Consider the following 17,708-nt stretch of genomic DNA (forward strand, 5'->3'; position numbering starts at 1 on the left):
TCGAGGATCGTTGGGCCCGTCGTCACCGAACACTCCTTGTCACCGAACACTCCTTCGTGCTCCCGGCTCGCGCCGCTGGCTTCCGAGTAAACGACATCAGTGAGGTGCAGTCAACGCCCAGTAGCCACTTCGTTACCATTCCTTTCCCCTGCTGACGGGGAACGAAGACAGCGGATGCCGCCGGCAGGCAGCATCCGCTGTGTCTCGTGCCCCCTCAGGGCACCGGGCGAAATCCTCTAGAAGCCCTGGGCGAGCCGGTAGTAGGCGTTGTTCCAGCGCACTTCCCGGGCGAACCCGCCGAGGGTGGTGTCGTTGTCGATGACGAGCAGTTCGGTGCCGGCGATCTCGGCGAAGTCGCGGAACACGTCGATCCCCACCGCGGTGGACATGACCGTGTGGTGGGCGGCGCCCGCGGTCAGCCAGGCTGCTGCCGACACCGCGAACGACGGCTGCGGCTTCCAGACAGCGCGGCCGACCGGGAGGTTCGGCAGCGCCTCAGCCGGTTCGATCACGTCGACGACGTTCGCGACGAGCCGGAACCGGTCGCGCATGTCGCTCATCGCGACGACGACGGCGGGGCCGGGGTCGGCGTTGAACACCAGGCGGACCGGGTCGTCCTTGCCGCCGATGCCGAGCGGGTGGATCTCGAGCGTCGGCTTCGCCGAGCTGAGCCCGGGGCTGACCTCGAGCATGTGGGCGCCGAGGATCTGCTCCTCGCCGGGCACGAGGTGGTAGGTGTAGTCCTCCATCAGTGACGCGCCGCCGGGCAGGCCGGCTCCCATGACCGATGCCGCCCGCACGAGGATCGCGGTCTTCCAGTCCCCCTCGGCGCCGAAGCCGTAGCCCTCGGCCATGAGCCGCTGCACGGCGAGGCCCGGAAGCTGGGTGAGCGCACCGAGGTCCTCGAACGAGGTCGTGAACGCGCCGAAGCCGCCGGCCTCGAGGAACGACCGCAACCCGATCTCGATCGCGGCGCCGTCCCGGAGCGACGAGTGGCGGTCGCCGCCCTTCCGCAGCTCGGGGACCACGTCGTAGAGCTCTTCGTACTCGGCCACGAGGGCGTCGATGTCACTCTCGGATGCCGCGGCGACAGCATCCGCCAGCTCGTTCACACCCCAGGTGTTGACCTGCACGCCGAACCGCAGTTCGGCCTCGGTCTTGTCGCCCTCGGTCACGGCGACGAAGCGCATGTTGTCGCCGAACCGGGCGAGTTTGAGCTCGTGGGTCGCTGCCCAGCCCGCGGCGGCGCGCATCCAGGTGCCGACCTGTGCCGTGACCGCCGGGTTCGACACGTGGCCGACGACGGTCTTGCGCGAGACGCCGAGCCGGGTCTGGATGTAGCCGAACTCCCGGTCACCGTGCGCGGCCTGGTTGAGGTTCATGAAGTCGAAGTCGATCTCGCCCCACGGCAGCGCCACATTCGCCTGCGTGTGCAGGTGCAGCAGCGGCTTCCGCAACGCGTCGAGACCCGCGATCCACATCTTCGCCGGGCTGAACGTGTGCATCCACGCGATCAGACCGATCACCGAGTCGTTCGCGTTCGCGTCGAGCGCCGCCCGCCGGATCGACTCGGAGTCCTTCAGCACGCTCTTCCAGACGACCTTCACCGGAACATCGGATGCCGCGCCCAGCGTCCGCGCGATCTCCTGCGACTGCTCGGCGACCTGCTTCAGGGTTTCCTCACCGTAGAGGTTCTGGCTTCCGGTGAGGAACCAGACCTCATAGGCGTCGAGCGAGGTGATGAGCTTAGGCAATGGTTTCTCCTTGCGAGTCGGCGAGGGCACCCTGCGGCGCCTGCCCGTAGACGTTCTGGTAGCGGTCGAACAGGGAATCGATGGCGGGCTGGGGGATCGGCACCGGCTCGCCGAGCTGGCGGGAGATGTGCACGGTGCGGGCGACGTCCTCCACCATCACGGCGGCCTTCACGGCATCCTTCGCGTTCTTGCCGATGGTGAACGGACCGTGGTTGGCCATCAGCACGGCGCGACTGCGGTGCCCGGTCAACGTTTCGACGATGCCGCGGCCGATCGAGTCGTCGCCGATGATGGCGAACGGTCCGACCGGGATCTCGTCACCGAACTCGTCAGCCATCGCCGTGATCACACACGGGATCGGCTCGTTCCGCGCCGCCCACGCCACCGCGTAGGTGGAGTGGGTGTGCACCACACCGCCGACCTCGGGCATGTGCCGGTACACGTACGCGTGGGCGGCCGTGTCGCTCGACGGCGACCGGTCCGAGCCCGGCGTGCCCGGGATCACGGCGCCGTCAAGATCGCAGAGAATCATGTTCTCCGGCGCCAGGTCGTCGTAGGACACACCCGACGGTTTGATCACGAACAGGTCCGCGCCGGGCACCCGACCGGAGACGTTGCCGCCGGTCCAGACGACGAGTCCATAGCGCACGAGCTCGCCGTGCAGACGGGCGACGTCGGCGCGCACCCGGGCGACGGCGACCTCGATTTCGGGGGAATAGGTGCTCACGCGAGAGCCTCTCTCTTCGGTTGGCGCATGGTCGTCACGTGTTCCTCACGTCTCGGGGTGGTCATCGGTACGGACACGGAAGGCAGCGAGACCGTGCGGGGTCGCTGCCTCGCCCCGGAGTTCGGTGGCGAGGCGTCGCCCGTGCTGCAGCAGGATGCGGTCGGAGAGCCCGACGAGCTGGGCGGGGTCGGCCGCCTCGAGAACCACCGCTGCACCGGCGGCTGCGATGCGCTCGATCAGGGTCCGGCGCTCCGCCCGGTCGGTCGGCGAAAGACCGGCGAACGGTTCGGTGATCAAGGCCACTCGCGGCGCGTCCGCCGCCCAGCCCGCCAGCACCTCGTTCATAGCGGCGGTCGACGGCCGGGACCGCCCGCCGGAGATCACGTCGAGAAGCATCGACGGCGCGCGCCTCGGCGTGTACTCCCGGCGCCGATCGACGATTCCCATGCGGGCGAGCCGTGCCAGGGATTCACCGGACACGTTCGTGGGGACACCACCGATCAGTCCGATGTCGTAGGTGGGGGGATGCTCGGTGATGAACAGCACCCGGGCGGAGATGGCTCGTTCCACCGTGGAAAGGTCGGCCGGCACGCCGTCGAGCAGGATGGTCCCGGTCACTTTGCCTCCCGAGGACTCCCCGAAGACACCCATCACCAGGGACTGCGCGTGCGCGAGGCCGAGGATCTCTCCCGCTTGCACCGTCAGGGAGACCCCTTCGACGAGCATCCGTTCGCGGCGGACCGGGTGAGAGACGGAGAGGTCGTTCAGTTCGAGCACGACGGGTCCGAGCGGGCGGTTCCCGGCCGGGGCGGTCGACTCGTCGATGAGCAGTCCCCGAAGGCGGCCGGCGTCTCCGGGCTCGGCGGTTCCCACGACGACACCGTCACGGGTCACCGCGACGGCGTCGATCGCGCGAGGGCTGAACCGGAGGTCGGAGAGGGTGTCCACGGCGACCAGCACGGGCGCGACCTCGGCCGCGCGAGCGAGTGCGGCCTGCCAGCGCGCAGCTTCGCGGTCGTCGAAGCTGCTCGATCGGTCGTCGACGAAGACGATGTCCGGCGTCCGGCCCAGCACGCCGGCCAGTTCGACGATGCGCTGGTCGACGGGGTTCAGGTCGAGGACCGGCACTGTCGGCGACACAAGAAGTCCCACCCGGTCGAGCGCGTCGACGGCTCGTCGCTCCCGGTTCTGCTTGCTCTCGAAGAACCGGCCGCTCGCCTCGGCGCCGAGGAGCACGTTGTCGCCGACCGTCTGGAAGGGGAGCACCAGGGACTCGACGCCGAGAACGGGCACGCCGGCGACCGCGGGCAGGTCGCCGAGCACGGCGATCAGCCGCGCGCCGTCCGGGATCGCGCCGAGGAGGGGCATCCGCTCTCTTTCCTGGAAGTCTCCCGGGCCGCCGGAGGCCGGCGGCCCGGGAGAACCTTACTTCCCGCCTGCGCGGCGCTTGTTGTAGACGTCGAAGGCGACGGCGAGGAGCAGGACGAGGCCCTTGACCGCCTGCTGCCATTCGATGCCGAGGCCGAGGATCGACATGCCGTTGTTGAGGACACCGATGATCAGGCCACCGATGATCGCACCGCCGATGGTTCCCACACCACCCTGCACAGCCGCTCCACCGATGAACGCGGCCGAGATGGCTTCGAGCTCGAAACCGTCTCCGGCCTTCGGACCCGCCAGGTTGAGGCGCGCGGTGAAGATGAGGCCGGCGAGCGCGGCGAGCACGCCCATGTTGACGAAGAGGAGGAAGTCCGTCTTGCGGGTCTTGATGCCGGACAGCTCTGCGGCGTGGCGATTGCCGCCGATCGCGTAGACGTGGCGGCCGAAGACGCTGCGGTTCATGATGATGCCGTAGATGAGCACGAGCACGGCCAGGACGATGAGCGTGACCGGGATGCCCTTGTAGCTGGCAAGCGCGTAGGCGAAGAATCCGATGGCGACGGTGATGAGCACGAGCTTGGCGACGAACCAGACGAACGGCTCGACGTCCTGGCCGTACTTCTGGCGGGCCGTGCGGGTGCGGACCTGACCGACGATCAGGGCCACGACCGCGACGGCCGCGACGATGAGGGTGAGCGGGTCGAGCTCGAGGTCACCGAACACGTTGCTGAGGAAGCCGTTGCCGAGGGCGCGGTACTCGGTCGGGAACGAGCCGATGTTGGCGTTGCCGAGAACGACAAGCGCGAGGCCGCGGAAGATCAGCATCCCCGCGAGCGTCACGATGAACGCCGGGATGCCGACATAGGCGACCCAGAATCCCTGCCAGACACCGACGAGGGCGCCGATCCCGAGCGACAGGATGACGGAGAGCCACCAGGGCAGCCCCCACGACACGGCGAACACACCCGAGCAGGCGCCGACGAATGCGGCCACCGATCCGACCGAGAGGTCGATGTGACCGGCGATGATGATCATCACCATGCCGATGGCCAGGACGAGGATGTACCCGTTCTGGACGATGAGGTTCGAGATGTTCTGGGGACGAAGCAGGATGCCGTCGGTGACGATGGCGAAGAAGAGCACCACGGCAAGCAGGGCGAGGAAGATGCCGTTCTTGCCGAGGTCGGAGACGAGGTGGCTGAGCCAGCTGGTGAACTTGTTCTCGGTGGGATGGATTCCGCCGCCTGCAGCGGTTTCCTCGGTCACCGGTGACTGTGTGTTTGTCATTGTCGCGATTCTCCTTGGTGCCCGCGTCAGCGCGGCTTTTCCATGGTCATGAGCTTGAGAAGGGATTCCGGGTTGGCGTCCTCGATCGGGAGCTGGCCGGTGATGCGTCCCTCGCTGAGGGCGTAGATGCGGTCGCAGATACCGAGGAGTTCGGGCAGTTCGCTTGAGATCACGATGATGCCCTTGCCCTCGGCAGCGAGGGCGTTGATGATCGCGTAGATCTCGTACTTGGCGCCGACGTCGATGCCTCGGGTGGGCTCATCGAGGATGAGCACGTCGGGGTCGGCGTAGATCCACTTCGACAGCACAACCTTCTGCTGGTTGCCGCCGGAGAGTTTGCCGGTCTTGGCGAGCACGTTCGGCGCCTTGATGTTCATGCTCGTGCGGTAGCCGTTGGCGACCTTGTATTCCTCGTTGTCGTTGACGAGGCCGTTGCTCGACAGCTTGTCGAGCGAGGCGAGCGCGATGTTGCGCTTGATGTCCTCGAGCAGGTTCAGGCCGTAGTGCTTGCGGTCCTCGGTGGCGTAGGCGAGGCCGTTCTTGATCGCCTCCGAGACGGTGCGGGTCTTGATCTCGACGCCGCGCTTGAAGACCTTCCCGGAGATCCGGGTGCCGTAGCTGTGCCCGAACAGGCTCATCGCGAACTCCGTGCGCCCGGCGCCCATCAGCCCGGCGATCCCCACGATCTCACCGGCACGCACGTCGATGCTCACTTCGTCGACCATCACGCGGGTGGGGTCCTGCGGGTGGTGGGCGGTCCAGTCCTCGACCCGGAGGATCTCCTCGCCGATGTTCGGTGTGTGGTCGGGGTAACGGTGTTCGAGGTCGCGGCCGACCATGTCCTTGATGATCCGCTCCTCGGTGACATCCGTCTTCTGGATGGTCTCGATCGTCTTGCCGTCGCGGATGACGGTGACCGTGTCGGCGACTTTCTTGATCTCGTTGAGCTTGTGGCTGATGATGATCGACGTGATGCCCTGCTCCTTGAGGTGCAGGATCAGGTCGAGCAGGTGGTCGGAGTCCTCGTCGTTGAGGGCGGCGGTCGGTTCATCGAGGATGAGCAGCTTGACGCGCTTCGACAGTGCCTTTGCAATCTCGACGAGCTGCTGCTTGCCGACGCCGATGTCGAGGATCTTGGTGGTGGGGTTTTCCTTCAGCCCCACCCGGGCGAGCAGGGTGGCCGCCTCGTGGTTGGTTTTGTTCCAGTCGATCAGACCGAATGCGCCGGTCTGCTCGTTGTTGAGGAAGATGTTCTCGGCGATCGACAGGTACGGGCTCAGCGCCAGTTCCTGGTGGATGATGACGATGCCCCTGGCCTCCGAGTCGCGGATGTCCTTGAACTCGACGGTCTCGTCTTCGAAGACGATGTCTCCTGCATAGGTGCCGTGCGGATACACACCCGAGAGCACCTTCATGAGCGTGGACTTGCCTGCACCGTTCTCTCCGCAGATGGCGTGGACGGTGCCGCGCTCCACGTCGAGGGTGACATCCGACAGCGCCTTGACGCCGGGGAACGTTTTGGTGATGCTGCGCATCTCGAGGATGTTTGTGGTCACTTTCGCACCTTTTCCATACCGAAAACCTGCTTCATTGCACCCGACGGCCGGTGGGGGAAGAGTACTCCCCCACCGGCGCCGAGCTGGGGATTCGGCTGTTAGCCGATTTCTTCTTCGGTCCAGTAGCCGGACTCGACGAGGACCTCGGTGACGTTGTCCTTGACGACGATCTGCGAGTCGAGGAGGTACGACGGCACGACGAACTCGCCGTTGTCGTAGTCTTCCTCGTTGTTGACCTCGGGCTCTTCGTCGTTGAGAACGGCAACCGTCATCTCGACGGCAGCCGTCGCGAGCTTGCGGGTGTCCTTGAAGATGGTCGCGAACTGCTCGCCCGTGTTGGCAATCGCCTTCACGGAGTCGATCTCAGCGTCCTGGCCGGAGATGATCGGCCATTCGTCACCGGTGGTGTAACCGGCGTCGGTCAGTGCCGAGATGATGCCTCGCGAGATGCCGTCGTACGGCGACAGCACACCGTTGACCTTGGTTCCGTCGGAGTAGGTCGACGTCAGGATGTTCTCCATCCGCTTCTGGGCGGTTTCGCCGTCCCAGCGGAGGGTGGCGGCCTGCTCGAAGTCGGTCTGCTCGCTCTTGACGACGAGCGTGCCCGCCTCGATGAACGGCTTCAGGGTGTCCTGTGCGCCGTCCCAGAAGAAGGTTGCGTTGTTGTCGTCGGGCGATCCGGCGAACAGTTCGATGTTGAACGGACCGGCGGGTGCGCCGTCGATCGGAGCACCTTCGAGGTCGACGAGACCGAGGCCGTTGAGCACGGAGTTGGCCTGCTGCTGGCCGACCTTGTAGTTGTCGAACGACGCGTAGTAGCTGACGTTCGGGGTGTCGCGGATGAGGCGGTCGTAGGCGACGACGGGGATGTCGGCGTCAGCCGCGTCCTGAAGGACCTGGGTCAGCGTGGTTCCGTCGATCGAAGCGATGATCAGGGCTTCTGCGCCCTTGGTGATCATGTTCTCGATCTGCGAGACCTGGGTGGGGATGTCGTCCTCGGCGTACTGCAGGTCGACCTTGTAGCCTTCGGCTTCGAGCTGTTCCTTGACGGCCTTGCCGTCCTGGATCCAGCGCTCGCTCGACTTGGTCGGCATGGCGACGCCGACGAGGGCGCCTCCGCCTGCTCCGTCGCCGCTGGCTGCCCCGCCCTGTGAGCACGCTGCGAGCGACACGACCATTGCGCCGGCCGCGAGTGTTGCGATGAGAATCTTCTTCACTGTGTTTACCTCTCTGTAATCGGTGCCATGGACGTCGTTGTCGTCTGAACTGCAGACATGGGGGTGCACCGCACGAGCAGGCCGCGTCCATGAGAGCGTGCTCGAGTCGGCAGCCGAAGCATGCCGGGGCGGGTAACCGCGAAAGTGTGGGGGGACTCCTTCGTCACTGAACTTCGACACGGTCGAACTCGACGCTGTCGATTTCGGTGGCGCAATGTGACCGTTCACATTGTGTGTCACATGTTACGCAGATCACCCGCAACGCTGTCAAGTCTGAATGTCTCGATTTGATAACCGCCGAATCCGGATGCCGTCGGTACGGTCTGCGGAGCGGTCGGCGGAGTGGTCGGCGGAGCCCCGTTTGCGTGAGCCGATCGCTCGCGCGGGTCGATCGGTGCCGCGCGGGTGCATTTGCACCCGCGCTGGGCAAAAACGCCCGCGCCCCGCTCCGAACGGCCGGCGACGCGGGCATCCGTGCACGCGAGCCTTCCGGGCTGGCGCCCCGCGGCATCCGTCGGAGTTCATCGCATTCCGTCGCTGCATCCGCCCGGGTTAGATCGCTCGCGCGGGTCTAACGGCCGTGCGCGTGTGCATTTGCACCCGCGCCGGGCAAGAACGCCCGCGCCCCCGCTCCGAACCGCCGGCGGCGCGGGCATCCGTGCACGCGAGCCTTCCGGGCGGGCGCCCCGCGGCATCCGTCGGAGTTCATCGCATTCCGTCGCTGCATCCGCCCGGGTTAGATCGCTCGCGCGGGTGTATCAGTGCCGCGCGGGTGCATTTGCACCCGCGCTGGGCAAGAACGCCCGCGCCCCGCTCCGAACCGCCGGCGACGCGGGCATCCGTGCACGCGAGCCGTCCCCGCTGGCGCCCCGCGGCATCCGCCGCCGTCCCGCCGCTCGCGCACCGCTGCGTTGGTCTGTCTTCTCCCTGCGCGAGTCTAACGGCCCTGCGCGGGCGCAAAAACACCCGCGGCGGGCCAGAACACCCGCGCAGGCGCCCGAAGGTGACCCGCGCACCGCCCGAGGTAGGGGCACGGCTGCGTTGGTCGGTCTTCTCCCTGCGCGGGTCTAACGGCGCTGCGCGGGCGCAAAAACACCCGCGGCGGGCCAGAACACCCGCGCAGGCGCCGAGAGTGACCCGCGCGGGCGGCAATGAGGGCGCGGCTCAGAACGAAGGCGGCCCGGTGGATGCCCGCACGATGAGCTCGGGTTGGATCCGGCCGGGAAATCCCTCCGGGGCGTTCCCCATCGTTCCCAGAAGATGGGCGACGCAGCGCCTGCCGAGCTCGGGAAAGTCCTGGCGCACCGTCGTGAGCGGCGGCCAGAAATGCGCGGCCTCGGGGATGTCGTCGAACCCGACGATCGACACATCCTGCGGCACATCCTGCCCGGCGTCGCGGATCGCGTGGATCAGGCCGAGCGCCATCTGGTCGTTCGACGAGAAGATCGCGGTGAAGTCACGAACGCGCATGAGCTCACGGCCGGCGTAGTAGCCGAACTCGGCGGACCAGTCGCCGAGGATCGGAGCCGTCGTCGGAACGTCCTGGGCGTTCATCTCCTGCAGGAACCCGAGCATCCTCGCCTCCGCTTCGATCCAGTCCTGGGGGCCGGCGAGGTGATAGATGCTCCGGTGGCCGCGTTCGATCAGGTGGCGAGTCGCGAGCCGTGCCCCGGCAACCTGGTCGACGGCGACGGCGTGCTCGTCGGTGTCGTCCGTCGAGCTGATGGTGACGAACGGGACCCGGAGGTCCAGCTTGGAGATTGCGCGCAGCACCCGAACCTGCGGTGCGATGATGACGAGCCCCTCGACGGCCAGGGCGTTGAGGTGGTCGAGCGCCGTGACGATCGAGTCCTCATCCGTCTTGGTCATGTTCGCGGTCGAAACGAAGTAACCGGCATCCTGCGCAGCCGCCTCGATGCTCTGGATGATGCTGGACGGACCGTAATGCGACCGTTGCGACGCGAGTACGCCGATCGTCCGGGAATGACTCGTGACCAGTGCGCGCGCTGCCCGGTTCGGCCGGTACTGCAGCTCGCTCATCACCTCGAGCACACGCTGCTTCGTCGACTCCCGGATGCTGGGGTGGTTGTTGAGCACACGCGATACCGTCTGGTGACTCACCCCCGCGAGGCGGGCGACGTCGCGGATGTTCGGCGCGCGGCCGGAATCGACGTTCTCGCTCACAGCACACCGTCTCCCCACATGTGCACGGTCACATCCGCGCGATTACGTCAATTATGCACGCCCGGATGCTCCGCGGGAACCCGATGTGACGACGATGTGACGGGCTCCGGAGCGTGTCACACGCCTGTCACATCGCCAGGAAGGCGATTCGCCCCACCGCATTCCGGAAAAGCTATATACCCGCGCCGTCGATCCGCCGCCCGGTCCCCACCCTCGCACCGATGCCGAGCGCGACACACGACAAAACGGCGGCGAGGACGAAGCATCCGGCAAACGGCCACGATCCGCCGAGCCCGACCAGGCCGGAGAAGACGATACCCGTCGACGCCAGGGCAAGCGCGGCCCCGAGCGAGTCCGAGATCGAGAGCGCCGAGCTGTTGAACCCCTGGTCGCTGTCACTGGAGTACGAGAGCGTCATCACGCTCAGCCGCGGATACATGAGTCCCATTCCCGCGCCGCCGAGGAGCCAGCCGCCGATGATCACGGCGGGCGAGAGCCCGGCGGCCGCCGTGACCACGGCGAGGACGATCGACGCGAGCACGAGGGCCGTTCCGATCCGCATCGCGGATACGTGGCTGAGGGCGCCATCGAGCCTGCCCTGCAGCCAGGATGCCGCCGCCCAGGTGAGCGCGGCACCGGTCAGCGCGAGGCCGGCGAGCGACGCCGAGAACCCGTAGCGTTCGGTGAGGAAGTAGGGGATGTACACCTCGGCGCCGAAGAAGGCCGCTGAGATGAGCCCGCGGACCAGGATCACGGTCGGGAGCCCGCGCACGGCACGGAGGGTACCGGCGGGGATCAGCGGTCGCACCGCGAGCAGCGCGACGGCGATCGCTGCACCGGCGATCACTCCCACGAGGGCGCCGTCGAGCCGGGCGGAGAGGTTGAGGCCCAGCACGGCGACGGCGGCGAGGAGGGCCCACCCGATCTTGCCGAAGGCCCACGCTGGTCGCGTCGCGCGGTCCGGTCCCGGGCCGGCGCGGAGCATCCGGATCGCCGGAACGACCATGAGCATGGCGCCGAGAACCAGCACGACGACGCCGAGGAACACCCAGTGCCAGCTCGTGGCCTCGGCGACCACTCCCGCGGCGAAAGGCCCGATCAGCGAGGGCACGACCCAGGCCGCGGCGAACCCGGCGAAGATCCGGGCGTGGAGGACCGGCGGGTAGATCCGCGCAACGACGACGTACAGCGCGACGTTCATCGCGCCGGAGCCAAGGCCCTGCACGAGGCGCCCGAGGAGGAACATCGTCATGTCCGTTGCCAGCCCGGCGACGAGCAGGCCGACGATGAAGACCGCGACCGACGTGAGCAGGGGCGCGATCGGGCCGTTGCGGTCAGACCAGTTGCCGGCGACGACCATTCCGATGACCCCGGTGGCGAGCGGGCCGGCGAACGCGAGCGCGTATAGCGCCGCGCCGTCGAGGTCGTCGCTGACCAGCGGCATGATCGTGGTCACGGCGAGCGACTCGAACGCAGCGAGGAAGACGAGCGCACACGCGCCGATCGTCACCCACAGGTAGCGGGGCGAAAAAATCCCGGGTGGCGCATCGGGAGACCGGGTTCCGGATGCCGCACCGAGCCTGGCGTCGGAAGTCACCCTCCCGAGCCTAACGAATTTTCCGTCCAGGCGTCCCGGTCGGGTGCGCATAACTCCGCCTGCACGACCGGGCCCCAGGCCAGCTCCCCCGCATCTGCGGGTCCGCCGGCCGCGACCGACCCCGCCGAGGCGGAGTTATCCGCGCTACCGCTTCTTGGCGGCCTTGCCGATCGCCCGGTCCACGTCGGCGAGCAGGTCGTCGACGTTCTCGAGCCCCACCGAGAGGCGCACGACGTTCGCAGGAACGGCGAGTTCGGTGCCCGCGACGGACGCGTGGGTCATCTCGGCCGGGTAGTTCACGAGCGACTCGATGCCGCCGAGGGACTCGGCCAGCTGGAACAGCTGCGTCGACTCAGCGAATCGGCGCGCCATCTTCTCGCCCCCCGCGAAGCCGAGCGACAGCATCCCGCCGAAGCGCGACATCTGGCTGGCGGCGAGCGTGTAGCCCGGGTGCGATTCGAGCCCGGGATAGAACACGGTCTCGATCGCCGAGTGCTCGGCGAAGTACGCTGCGATCGCGGCGGCGTTCTCGCTGTGCCGCTGCATACGCACGTCGAGGGTCTTGATGCCGCGGCTGGTCAGGAACGCGTCCATCGGAGCCGAGACCGCCCCGGCGGCGAACTGCATGAACCGCACCTTCTCGTGCATCTCATCGTCGTCGAGTACGAGGGCGCCGCCGATGACGTCGGAGTGACCGCCGAGGTACTTCGTGGTCGAGTGCACGACGACGTCGGCGCCGAGGGCGAGCGGGTTCTGCAGCGCCGGGGAGGCGAAGGTGTTGTCGACGACGACGGTGAGCCCGGCGGCGTGTCCGATCTCGGACAGCTCCGCGATGTCGGTGATCTTCATCAGCGGGTTCGACGGCGTCTCGACCCAGAGCACCTTGGTTTTCTCGGTGATCGCCGACTGCACCGACCGCAGGTTCGACATGTCGACGATGCTGTGGGTGACACCCCAGGCACCGAAGATGCGGTCGATCAGGCGGTAGGTTCCGCCGTACGCGTCGTTGCCGAGCACGATGTGGTCGCCGGGCAGGAGGATGCCGCGCAGCAGCGCGTCCTCGGCGGCGAGGCCCGACGAGAACGAGAGGCCGTGTTTGCCGCCCTCGAGCGCCGCGAGTTGCACCTCGAGCGCGTTGCGGGTGGGGTTGGTGCCCCGGCCGTACTCGTAACCGTTCCGCAGCCCACCGATGTGCGTCTGCACGAAGGTCGACGATTGGTGGATCGGCGGGATCACCGCACCGGTCGTCGGGTCGAAGTCCTGCCCGGCGTGGATCGCCCTGGTGGCGAATCCTGAGTTCTTCTTCTGGGCGCTCATGCTGTCTCTCTCATCGTCGTGTGCGGGGCTAGCGGTCGAGGAACGTCAGCAGATCCTGCCGCGTGAGCACGGCGGTCGGTTTGCCATCCCGCGCCACCATCAGGGCGTCGGATGCCTTCAGCGCGGTTCGCGCTGCGGCCAGGGATTCCCCGGATCCGATGATCGGCAGCGGGGGCTGGGTGACGCTCGCGACGGCATCCGTCAGCTTCGCATCACCGGAGAACACACTGTCGAGCAGGGAACTCTCCGTCACCGCTCCGACGACCTCGCCCATGACGACGGGCGGTTCGGCGCTGAGCACCGGCAGTTGCGAGACGCCGTTCGCGGCCATGGCACTGATCGCGTCGTGGATGGTGTCGTTCGGGCCGACGTGCAGGAGCGCGGGAAGGTCGCCGCCCCTGGCGCTCACGACGTCTCCGACGGTCTGCTCGACGGTCGAGTCCTCGATGTACCCGTTGGAGAGCATCCACCGGTCGTTGAAGACCTTGGCGAGGTAACCGCGACCGCCGTCGGGCAGCAGAACGACGACGACGTCGTCCGGTCCGAGGTCACGGGCTGCCTTGAGCGCGGCGACCACGGCCATGCCGCTCGATCCGCCGACGAGGAGTCCCTCTTCGAGGGCGAGCCTGCGCGTCATGGCGAAGGATTCGGCATCGGTCACCGCGATGACCTCGTGCACCACGCCCGGGTCGTACGCGCCCGGCCACATGTCTTCACCGACACCCTCGACCATGTACGGCCGGCCGGTGCCGCCGGAGTAGACCGAGCCTTCGGGGTCGGCGCCGATGATGCGGATCGCTCCGTTGGAGACCTCGCGCAGGTACCGGCCGGTGCCGGTGATCGTTCCTCCGGTGCCGACGCCGGTGACGAAGTGCGTGATGCGGCCGTCGGTGTCGTTCCAGATCTCAGGCCCCGTGGTCTCGTAGTGGCTGAGCGGACCGTTCTGGTTGAAGTACTGGTCGGGCTTGTAGCCGCCGGGAATCTCGGCGGCGAGACGGTCGGAGACGCTGTAATAGGACTCCGGGTCCTCGGGGGCGACCGATGTGGGAGTGACCACCACTTCGGCGCCGTACGCGGTGAGCACGTTCCTCTTCTCTTCGCCGACCTTGTCCGGCACGACGAAGACGCAGCGGTAACCGCGCTGCTGGGCGACGAGCGCGAGCCCCACGCCGGTGTTGCCGCTCGTGGGTTCGACGATGGTGCCGCCGGGCTTCAACTGGCCGGACGCCTCCGCCGCGTCGAGGATGCGGACGGCGATGCGGTCCTTCACGCTTCCGCCCGGGTTGAGGTATTCGACCTTGGCCAGCACCGTGGCGCGGATGCCGTCGGTCACCCGGTTGAGTTTGACCAGCGGGGTGTTCCCCACCAGGTCGACAATGCTCTCTGCGTACTTCACGTTCGTCCGTTCGGTGATGGTGTGCGTCGGGCGCGAGATTCAGGCGCTGCCCGCGGCTCGTGGCCGTCCGTTCGAGCCTAGCCGCTGGCCCCGTTCTGTTACAGGTCGCGCCCTGCCGCAGCGGGCGTCGCCGGCGCGGCCGAACGGGGGCCGTCCGGGGAGGCGGCCCGCGGCATCCGTTCACCGCGTGCTCTCAGCAAACAGGAATTCCGGGTCCTAAACTGGAGGAACACCCGTAACGCATGCGCGCGCATAGACGTTCTGCCGGTGCCCCCAGAACACGAGAGGCCACTGTGACCCCGCGAAGCGAGACCCCTGCCAGCAAGAGCGGCAACCCTGCGAAGCAGTTGACCATCAAGGAGCAGCGCGCGGAGCAGCGCGCCCTCAAGGTCGAGGCGTTCAAGAAGGAGCAGGCGCGCAAGCGTCGCAACAAGAGGATCGGCATCATCTCGGCCATCGTCGCCGGTGTCGCGATCGTCGCCCTGCTGGTGACCGCCCTCGTGCTGACGACGCCGAAGAATGCGAGCTACAGCGCGGGTGGCTCCGGTGCCGAGATCGAGGGTGTCGAGACATTCACGAACACGAACAACCACGTGGAGACCGCCGTCGAGTACGCGCAGACTCCTCCCGCCGGTGGCGACCACAACCCGGCGTGGCTGAACTGTGGCATCTACACCGAGCCGCAGGCGAACGAGAACGCCGTGCACTCGCTCGAGCACGGCGCGATCTGGGTCACCTACGACCCGTCGATCTCTGACGAGGAACTCGACCTCCTCAAGACCAAGCTGCCGTCGACGCACATGATCCTGTCACCGTTCGAGGGCCTGCCGTCCCCGATCGTCCTCTCCGGCTGGGATGTCCAGCTCCAGGTCGATGAGGCCTCCGACGAACGCATCGGTGAGTTCTTCGAGGAGTACTGGAAGAGCAACGACGTTCCCGAGCCCAACGCCTCCTGCACCGGCGCTGTCGACGGACCGGGCAAGGCCTAAATTGACGCGCGCTGATTTCGAGACTGATGCCGCGGCATCCGTCGACGAGTCGGCACCCGATTCGCGGCGCCGGTCGCCGCTCGCGCTGATCCTGCTGGCACTGGTCGCCGTGGTCGCCGTCGGGATCATCGCGTTCTCGGTGGGTCGCCTGTCGACGCTGGGCGATCCGACGCCGACGGCGACGAGTGCTGAAGCCGGCTTCGCGCGCGACATGCAGGTGCACCACGACCAGGGTGTGGAGCTGTCGATGATCGTCCGCGACCTCACCGACGACGAGGCTGTGCGGCTTCTGGCGTACGACATCGCGACGACGCAGGGTGGACAGTCCGGCAGGATGAGCGGCTGGCTGGACATCTGGGGCCTGGACGCGTATTCGCCGGAACCGTCGATGACCTGGATGATGCAACCCACCCTCGAGGGCTCCGGCCACAACCACGGGTCGGGTGAGGAAGCTCACCAGCCGGGCGATCCGATGCCCGGGCTTGCGACTCCGGAGCAGATCGCCGAGCTGCAGAGCCTGACCGGCGTGGCCGCCGAGCGGATGTTCCTCGAGCTCATGATCGCCCACCACCTCGGGGCCATCGACATGGCCAACGCCGTGCTCGACCGCAGCACGAACGAGACGGTGCGCACCTTCGCCGAGGGCGTGGTGGCGGCCCAGGAATCCGAGATCGACCTGATGAACGACATGCTGGCGGAGCGCCCGGCCGCGTAGCCGCGTTCCGGGCGCGCCTCGCGTGCATCCGGTGCCTTCGTTTGACGCTGATGCCGACTTTCGGGCACCGAAAGCGGCATCCGCGTCATACAAATCGCCCGGCGCCCACCAGGCATCCGGGTCATACGAACTGCGGCAGCACACCGCGGCCGCGGACACGTGCTGCTGCCTGCTTCTCCACAGGGTCGGAACTGTCCACAGAAGCACGGAAAGAGACTCGCGGGCACCCGGCCAGTGGAACGGTTTACGGATGCGCACTCCTCGCCCGCTCCCCGAACAACTTCCACCTGCATTCCGGGTCGGCGAAGCACGCCGCCTGGGCGTCGGGCGATCTCGGCTCGACGGAGCAGACCTTGAGCGTCCGTTCACCGGTGTGCGCATGCAGCGGCAGACCCGCCTCGATCCGACACTGACACCTCGTGCCGAGGCGCTTCGCGAAGAAGCGATCCGTCGAGCGAATGCATATGCCGCGCGGATGCGTCCCACCGAGTTCTTCAGCCACACCACTGCAGCGCTTCTCTGGGGCCTGCCACTTCCCCTCCTGGTCGATGAACTCGTCGACGCATCGATCTGCCGACCGGAACGCGCATCACGCGGCGCAGGCGTACGTGGGCGGCAGATCGACCCGCGCCTCGTCCGTGTCACGACCCGCAACAGCCTTCGGGTGACGACGCCGGCGTCCACGTGGGCGTGCCTCGGTACCGTGCTCAGCCCGTACGACCTCGTCGCTGTCGGTGACGCGATCGTTTGCGTGCGCGCGTCGAGCGGCGGAAACGGGAGTCCAGCACCACCGCCATTGGCGACACTGAACCAACTCCGCGCCGCGATCGACGCCGGACGGCGCCCGGGTGTCGGCGCCCTCCGGGATGCATTCGGGCGCATTCGTACCGGCTCCTGGTCTCGGCTCGAAACGTGGGTACGGCTCATTCTCATCGACGCGGGGCTTCCGGAGCCGGTCCTCAACTTCGACGCCTACGACACCGCCGGCCGGTTCCTCGGATGTATCGACCTCGCCTACCCGGACCTCAAGATCGCGATCGAATACGAGGGCGACCACCACTGGATGACCGCGGAACAGTTCCAGCACGATATCGATCGGCTCAACAGGCTCGTCGAGGCCGGGTGGCGCATCGTCCGGATCACCAAGGGCCACGTCTTCACGAACCCGACCGAGGTGGTGCGGCGCGTGTCGGTGGCACGCGCGCAGCGGGAGACCGCCCGCTAACGGGGTCCACCCGACCGCTCATCTGACGCGGATGCCGACTTCCCGGCGCGGAAACCGGCACCCGGGTCACACGAACAATCACCGCCGGGCCCATTCCAGGTTCGTATGACGCAAACGGCGACTTCCCGGCGCGGAAACCGGCACCCGGGTCACACGAACAATCACCGCCGGGCCCATTCCAGGTTCGTATGACGCAAACGCCGACTTCCCGGCGCGGAAACCGGCATCCGCGTCACACGAACAATCACCGCCGGGCCCATTCCAGGTTCGTATGACGCGGATGCCGACTTCCCGGCGCGAAAACCGGCATCCGCGTCACATGAACAATCACCGCGAACCGCCCCGGGGGCGCACCACCCCCCGA

Annotated in this window: 13 protein-coding genes; 3 read left to right on the plus strand and 10 right to left on the minus strand. The window is 67.4% G+C overall.

Going from position 1 to position 17,708, the window contains the following annotated elements:
- Nucleotides 1–236: 236 nt before the first annotated feature.
- The 10 genes from araA to ABIE24_RS14795 form a co-directional block, all read right to left on the minus strand.
- A complete protein-coding gene (araA, locus tag ABIE24_RS14750; RefSeq protein ID WP_354500977.1) occupies nt 237–1,754 on the minus strand; it encodes an L-arabinose isomerase in 1,518 nt (505 codons plus the stop codon).
- A complete protein-coding gene (locus ABIE24_RS14755; RefSeq protein WP_354500979.1) occupies nt 1,747–2,481 on the minus strand; it encodes an L-ribulose-5-phosphate 4-epimerase in 735 nt (244 codons plus the stop codon). Before ABIE24_RS14755 ends, araA begins: the two co-directional genes overlap by 8 nt.
- A gap of 45 nt (nt 2,482–2,526) precedes the next feature.
- Complete coding sequence (locus tag ABIE24_RS14760) at nt 2,527–3,849, minus strand: sugar ABC transporter ATP-binding protein (protein WP_354500980.1); 1,323 nt, start codon at nt 3,847–3,849, stop codon at nt 2,527–2,529.
- A gap of 57 nt (nt 3,850–3,906) precedes the next feature.
- Complete coding sequence (gene mmsB, locus ABIE24_RS14765; RefSeq protein ID WP_354500982.1) at nt 3,907–5,148, minus strand: multiple monosaccharide ABC transporter permease; 1,242 nt, start codon at nt 5,146–5,148, stop codon at nt 3,907–3,909.
- Nucleotides 5,149–5,174: 26 nt separating this feature from the next.
- Nucleotides 5,175–6,704, minus strand: a complete 1,530-nt coding sequence (gene mmsA, locus ABIE24_RS14770; protein WP_354500984.1) for a multiple monosaccharide ABC transporter ATP-binding protein — start codon at nt 6,702–6,704, stop codon at nt 5,175–5,177.
- A 98-nt stretch (nt 6,705–6,802) separates the two neighbouring features.
- Complete coding sequence (gene chvE, locus ABIE24_RS14775; RefSeq protein ID WP_354501096.1) at nt 6,803–7,882, minus strand: multiple monosaccharide ABC transporter substrate-binding protein; 1,080 nt, start codon at nt 7,880–7,882, stop codon at nt 6,803–6,805.
- Between the two features lie 1,203 nt (nt 7,883–9,085).
- Nucleotides 9,086–10,105 carry a LacI family DNA-binding transcriptional regulator gene (locus tag ABIE24_RS14780; protein ID WP_354500986.1) on the minus strand — a complete coding sequence of 340 codons (1,020 nt, stop codon included), beginning with the start codon at nt 10,103–10,105 and terminating at the stop codon, nt 9,086–9,088.
- A gap of 172 nt (nt 10,106–10,277) precedes the next feature.
- Nucleotides 10,278–11,702, minus strand: coding sequence for an MFS transporter (locus ABIE24_RS14785; protein WP_502916287.1), 1,425 nt, complete (start codon nt 11,700–11,702; stop codon nt 10,278–10,280).
- A gap of 144 nt (nt 11,703–11,846) precedes the next feature.
- A complete protein-coding gene (locus tag ABIE24_RS14790; protein ID WP_354500988.1) occupies nt 11,847–13,019 on the minus strand; it encodes a cystathionine gamma-synthase in 1,173 nt (390 codons plus the stop codon).
- Between the two features lie 28 nt (nt 13,020–13,047).
- A complete protein-coding gene (locus tag ABIE24_RS14795; RefSeq protein ID WP_354500990.1) occupies nt 13,048–14,415 on the minus strand; it encodes a cystathionine beta-synthase in 1,368 nt (455 codons plus the stop codon).
- Nucleotides 14,416–14,708: 293 nt separating this feature from the next.
- Here ABIE24_RS14795 and ABIE24_RS14800 point away from each other — a divergent pair, with 293 nt between their 5' ends.
- The 3 genes from ABIE24_RS14800 to ABIE24_RS14810 all read left to right on the plus strand — a co-directional run bounded on the left by ABIE24_RS14800 (nt 14,709) and on the right by ABIE24_RS14810 (nt 17,344).
- Nucleotides 14,709–15,404 carry a thioredoxin-like domain-containing protein gene (locus ABIE24_RS14800; protein ID WP_354500991.1) on the plus strand — a complete coding sequence of 232 codons (696 nt, stop codon included), beginning with the start codon at nt 14,709–14,711 and terminating at the stop codon, nt 15,402–15,404.
- 1 nt (nt 15,405) lies between these two features.
- Nucleotides 15,406–16,119 (plus strand): DUF305 domain-containing protein, encoded by a 714-nt coding sequence (locus tag ABIE24_RS14805; RefSeq protein WP_354500993.1) that lies wholly within the window; start codon nt 15,406–15,408, stop codon nt 16,117–16,119.
- 250 nt (nt 16,120–16,369) lie between these two features.
- Nucleotides 16,370–17,344 (plus strand): endonuclease domain-containing protein, encoded by a 975-nt coding sequence (locus ABIE24_RS14810; RefSeq protein ID WP_354500995.1) that lies wholly within the window; start codon nt 16,370–16,372, stop codon nt 17,342–17,344.
- Nucleotides 17,345–17,708 lie beyond the last annotated feature (364 nt).

The sequence above is a fragment of the Mycetocola sp. 2940 genome (assembly GCF_040548835.1).
Classification (GTDB): domain Bacteria; phylum Actinomycetota; class Actinomycetes; order Actinomycetales; family Microbacteriaceae; genus Mycetocola_A.

What these genes read in the sequence shown, in the direction of transcription:
- ABIE24_RS14790 (WP_354500988.1), bottom strand. Translation starts at nt 13,019, where the DNA reads ATGAGCGCCCAGAAGAAGAACTCAGGATTCGCCACCAGGGCGATCCAC.
- ABIE24_RS14760 (WP_354500980.1), bottom strand. Translation starts at nt 3,849, where the DNA reads ATGCCCCTCCTCGGCGCGATCCCGGACGGCGCGCGGCTGATCGCCGTG.
- ABIE24_RS14810 (WP_354500995.1), top strand. Translation starts at nt 16,370, where the DNA reads ATGCGCACTCCTCGCCCGCTCCCCGAACAACTTCCACCTGCATTCCGG.
- chvE (WP_354501096.1), bottom strand. Translation starts at nt 7,882, where the DNA reads ATGGTCGTGTCGCTCGCAGCGTGCTCACAGGGCGGGGCAGCCAGCGGC.
- mmsB (WP_354500982.1), bottom strand. Translation starts at nt 5,148, where the DNA reads ATGACAAACACACAGTCACCGGTGACCGAGGAAACCGCTGCAGGCGGC.